The sequence below is a fragment of the Silanimonas sp. genome, assembly GCF_044377035.1.
In the GTDB taxonomy this organism is placed as follows: Bacteria; Pseudomonadota; Gammaproteobacteria; order Xanthomonadales; family Xanthomonadaceae; genus Silanimonas.
The window spans coordinates 1-4,145 of sequence record NZ_JBILJW010000051.1 but is presented as its reverse complement, the minus strand read 5'-3'; the positions used below and the strand labels follow the sequence as shown (position 1 = coordinate 4,145).

The 4,145-nt window shown below is 70.1% G+C and carries 4 protein-coding genes and 1 pseudogene; 3 read left to right on the top strand and 2 right to left on the bottom strand.

From position 1 onward, the window contains the following. Window positions 1–597 (top strand): metallopeptidase TldD-related protein (locus ACIQ6S_RS14185; protein ID WP_397608913.1); only part of this gene is annotated, 597 nt, incomplete at its 5' end. A 152-nt stretch (window positions 598–749) separates the two neighbouring features. Here the strand turns inward: ACIQ6S_RS14185 and yjgA are convergent. Then, window positions 750–1,307 (bottom strand): annotated as a pseudogene (gene yjgA / locus ACIQ6S_RS14180) (ribosome biogenesis factor YjgA); the annotation flags it as partial. A gap of 17 nt (window positions 1,308–1,324) precedes the next feature. Here yjgA and pmbA point away from each other — a divergent pair. Together pmbA and ACIQ6S_RS14170 are read left to right on the top strand one after the other, a co-directional pair. Continuing rightward, complete coding sequence (gene pmbA / locus ACIQ6S_RS14175; RefSeq protein WP_397608912.1) at window positions 1,325–2,689, top strand: metalloprotease PmbA; 1,365 nt, start codon at window positions 1,325–1,327, stop codon at window positions 2,687–2,689. A 104-nt stretch (window positions 2,690–2,793) separates the two neighbouring features. Beyond that, on the top strand, window positions 2,794–3,174 hold the full coding sequence (locus tag ACIQ6S_RS14170; RefSeq protein ID WP_298338599.1) for a DUF4870 domain-containing protein: 381 nt from the start codon (window positions 2,794–2,796) through the stop codon (window positions 3,172–3,174). Here the strand turns inward: ACIQ6S_RS14170 and ACIQ6S_RS14165 are convergent, their stop codons facing one another. Then, a complete protein-coding gene (locus ACIQ6S_RS14165) occupies window positions 3,175–4,080 on the bottom strand; it encodes a polyprenyl synthetase family protein (RefSeq protein WP_397608914.1) in 906 nt (301 codons plus the stop codon). It lies immediately after the preceding gene. Window positions 4,081–4,145 lie beyond the last annotated feature (65 nt).

Here is a 4,145-nt window from a genome sequence, read left to right as displayed (position 1 = left end):
GTTGGCGAACGCGTGGCGGCGCCGGGCGTCACCGTCATCGACGACGGCACGCTCGATGCCCGCCGCGGCTCGCTGAACATCGACGACGAGGGCGCGCCGACCCAGCGCACCGTGCTGATCGAGGACGGCATCCTCAAGGGCTACATGCAGGACAGCCTCAACGCCCGCCTGATGGGCGTGGCCCGCACCGGCAACGGCCGCCGCGAGAGCTTTGCGCACCTGCCGATGCCGCGCATGACCAACACCACGATGGCGGCGGGCTCGCACACGCTGGCGGAGATGATCGCTTCGGTCGAACGCGGCCTGTTCGCGCCGAACTTCGGCGGCGGCCAGGTGGACATCACCACCGGCAAGTTCGTGTTCTCGGCCAGCGAGGCCTACCTGATCGAGAACGGGAAGATCACCGCGCCGGTGAAGGGCGCCACGCTGATCGGGAACGGCCCGGAAGTGATGAATCGCGTGGTCATGATCGGCAACGACCTGCAGCTCGATGCCGGCGTCGGCGTGTGCGGCAAGAACGGCCAGAGCGTTCCCGTGGGCGTGGGCCAGCCGTCGCTCAAGATCGCGCAGATGACCGTCGGCGGGACAAAAGCCTGATGCACGGGGCGGAGCCCCGCGTGGGCGCGGCCTCAGTCGTCGCGGCGCCCGCCGAAGTCGTCGTGGCGGTACTCGTCCAACCCGTCGAGGCCGCCGATCTCGTCGATGTCCTCGAGCCCATGGTCGACGCTGTTCGCCTCGGCTTCCAGCGCCTCGTCGATCGCATCGGCGTCGTCGCCGCGGGCGTCGTCGGCCTCGGCCATCAGCTCGCGCAGCACGCGGAAGATCTCGCGGAAGCTGTGCGGCGGCTTGTTCGCCAGCCGCTCCGCCTTGGCATTGCGCGCCAGCGTGCGCAGCTGCTGGCGGTCGGCCATCGGGTACAGCGCGATGAACTCCGCGAGGCCGGCATCGCCGCCATCGACGATCTTCAGCCGCCAATGCTCCACGCGATGCAGGGCCGCGGCTTCGCGGCGGGCGTCTTCCTTGGTGTGCTCGAGCGCCGCGCGCAGCGTGTCCAGCACGGCGTCGTCCTCGCGCCGCATCTGCTTCGCCAGCCATTGGGTCTGGCGCTTGCGGGCGATGTTCGAGCGGATGCGCTGCGAGTCGACCACCAGCGCGCGCAGTTCGTCGGGCATCGGCAGCAGCGCCAGTGCGGCGTGGCCGGTGTCCATCAGCTTGCCGGCCATGGCCAGAACATCGAGGGCCTCGCGCCGCTTCGCGCTGCGGCTCTCGTCGAGGAATTCGCCGGTTTCGGGGTCGCGTCCGCGCATGCGCCGGGGCCGTACAGTTGAACGATGCACAGGATAACGCAGTGACCACCGACGCCACCCTCGACCGCCTCGCCGAGCTCTCGGCCCTTGCTGTGGCCGAAGCCCGACGCCTCGGCGCCTCCCAGGCCGAAGCCAGCGCCAACGACGAGCGCGGCCTGAACGTGAACGTGCGCCTGGGCGAGGTCGAATCGGTCGAGCGCACGCGCGACCGCGGCATCGCCGTCACCGTCTACTTCGGCCAGCGGAAAGCCAACGCCAGCACGGCCGACCTCAAGCCCGAAAGCCTGAAGCGCACCGTCGAGATGGCCTGCGCCATCGCCCGGCACACCGAGCCGGACGCGGCGAACGGGCTGGCCGACGAAGCCCGCATGGCGCGCGAATCGCGCGATTTCGACCAGTGGCACCCGTGGGCGATCGAGGCCGATGCCGCGGTGGCCTTGGCGCTCGAGGCCGAAGCGGCCGGCCGCGCGTTCGACCCGCGCATCAGCAATTCCGAGGGTGCCTCCGTTTCGACCAACGAGGGGCTGTCGGTCTATGCCAACTCGCACGGTTTCGTCGGCCGCGAGAAGAGCACCAGCCATTCGATCAGTGCCTCGCTGATCGCCGGCGCTGGGGAGGCCATGCAGGGCCAGTACTGGTACACCGCGGCGCTGCGCGCGGAGGCGCTGGAATCCGCCGCCGAGGTGGGGCGCAAGGCGGCCGAGCGCACGCTGGCTAGGCTCGATCCCCGTTCCGCGCCCACGGGTGAGTTCCCGGTGCTGTTCGTGCCCGAAGTGGCGCGGTCGCTGATCGCGCACCTCGTCGGCGCGGTGTCGGGCGGGGCGCTGTACCGCAAGGCCAGCTTCCTCGTCGGGGCGCAGGGGCAGCGGCTGTTCCCCGAGTGGTTCCGCATCGTCGAGCGCCCGCATCTCGTCGGCGGCTGGCGCAGCGGTGATTTCGACGCCGACGGCGTGGCCACGCGCGAATCGGCGCTGGTCGATGGCGGCGTGCTGCAGCGCTACGTGCTCGGTACCTATTCCGCGCGGCGGCTCGGGTTGGAAAGCACCGGCAATGCCGGCGGCGTGCACAACCTCGAGGTGGCGGCCAATGCCGAGGGCTTCGATTCGATGCTGAAGGGCCTGCGTCGCGGCCTCGTCGTGACCGAGCTGATGGGGCAGGGCGTCAACACCGTCACCGGCGATTACTCGCGCGGCGCCGCCGGCTTCTGGGTCGAGGAAGGCGCCCTCGCTTATCCGGTCGACGAACTCACCATCGCCTCCAACCTCCGCGACATGTTCCTCGGCATCGAGGCGGTCGGTGCGGACATCGACCGTCGTTCAGCGACGGCCGTCGGCAGCCTGCTGGTCGGGAAAATGACCGTGGCGGGCGGTGACGGGGGCTGATGTCGCCCCCGCGGTTCCGGGGGCTCAGGCACGGCCGGATTCCTTGACAGCCATTCACCTTTTCTCGACAGTGAACGGGCGTTTTCACCACCAAGGAAATCCCGATGTCCGACGCCTTTTCGCCGCCGCCCTCCCCCGGGGGTGAAGTCTCCGCCGAACAGCGCCAGTGGGGCCTGTTCGCCCACCTGTCGTCGCTGGTCGGATTGATCATTCCGCTGGGCAACATTCTCGGCCCGCTGATCATCTGGCAGGTCAAGAAGGACGAGATGCCCTTCGCCGCCGACCAGGCCAAGGAAGCGCTGAACTTCAACATCACGATGGCCATCGCCGGCATCGTGGCGTGGCTGCTGATCTTCGTGCTGATCGGCTTCCTGCTGCTCCCGCTGATCGGCATCGCCTGGATCGTGCTGACGATCCTCGCGGCTATCAAGGCGAACGGTGGTGAGGCCTACCGCTACCCCTTCGCGCTTCGCCTGATCAAGTAATCAGCGCGAGCGCTGCACGGCCATGACGGCCAGGTCCGCGAGGGCCTGGCCGTTGTCGTTTCCTCTGCCGGTGAGCGACGCCAGCGCCGCGTCGAGATCTCGCGCCACGGCGTCGAGCCGCGCGCGGGCGCCGTCGAGGCCGAGCAGGGTCACGTAGGTGCTCTTGCCCTGCGCTTGGTCCTTGCCGGCGGTCTTGCCCAGCGTGGCGGAATCCGCCTCGGCGTCGAGCAGGTCGTCCTTGATCTGGAACGCGAGGCCGAGCACGGCACCAACACGGCGCAGGGCGTCGATCGTCGCGGCGTCCGCACCGCGCAGCAGGCCGCCCATCACCACGGCTGCTTCGATCAGCGCGCCGGTCTTGAGTCGATGCATGGTCGCCAGCGCATCCAGCGCCTGCGACTGGCCGGTCATCGCCATGTCGATGGCTTGGCCGCCGCACATGCCGCGCGAGCCGGCGGCGTGGGCGAGTTCGCGCAGCGCGGCGCGCACCGCGTCGGCCGGGGCCGGCGCGGCCGAGAGGACGAGAAAGGCTTCCGACTGCAGCGCGTCGCCGACCAGGATGGCGGTGGCTTCATCGAAAGCAATGTGCACCGTGGGCCGACCGCGGCGCAGGGCGTCGTCGTCCATGGCCGGCAGGTCGTCGTGCACCAGCGAGTACGCGTGGACGAGTTCGATGGCGACGGCGGCGTGGTCCAGCGCATCGTCGCTCGTGGCGTCGGGCGGATTGCCCAGCGCGGCGCCGGCCGCATAGACCAGCAGGGGACGCAGCCGCTTGCCGTCGCCGAGCACGGCGTAGCGCATCGCGGCGTGGAGCGTGCGGGGCTCCAGCGTGTCGTCGGGGAGTTGCCGCGCCAGTGCGGCGTCGACGCGGGCGCGCCACGCGTCGAGCGTGGCCTTACTCCGCATCGGCGCGGAACTCGCGCGCGCTGCCCGGGTCGGCCGGATCGGCCAGCAGGCGGATACGCAGTTCG

Excerpts from the sequence above, each read along its gene's own strand:
- ACIQ6S_RS14170 (WP_298338599.1), top strand. The coding sequence starts at position 2,794 with ATGTCCGACGCCTTTTCGCCGCCGCCCTCCCCCGGGGGTGAAGTCTCC.
- ACIQ6S_RS14165 (WP_397608914.1), bottom strand. The coding sequence starts at position 4,080 with ATGCGGAGTAAGGCCACGCTCGACGCGTGGCGCGCCCGCGTCGACGCC.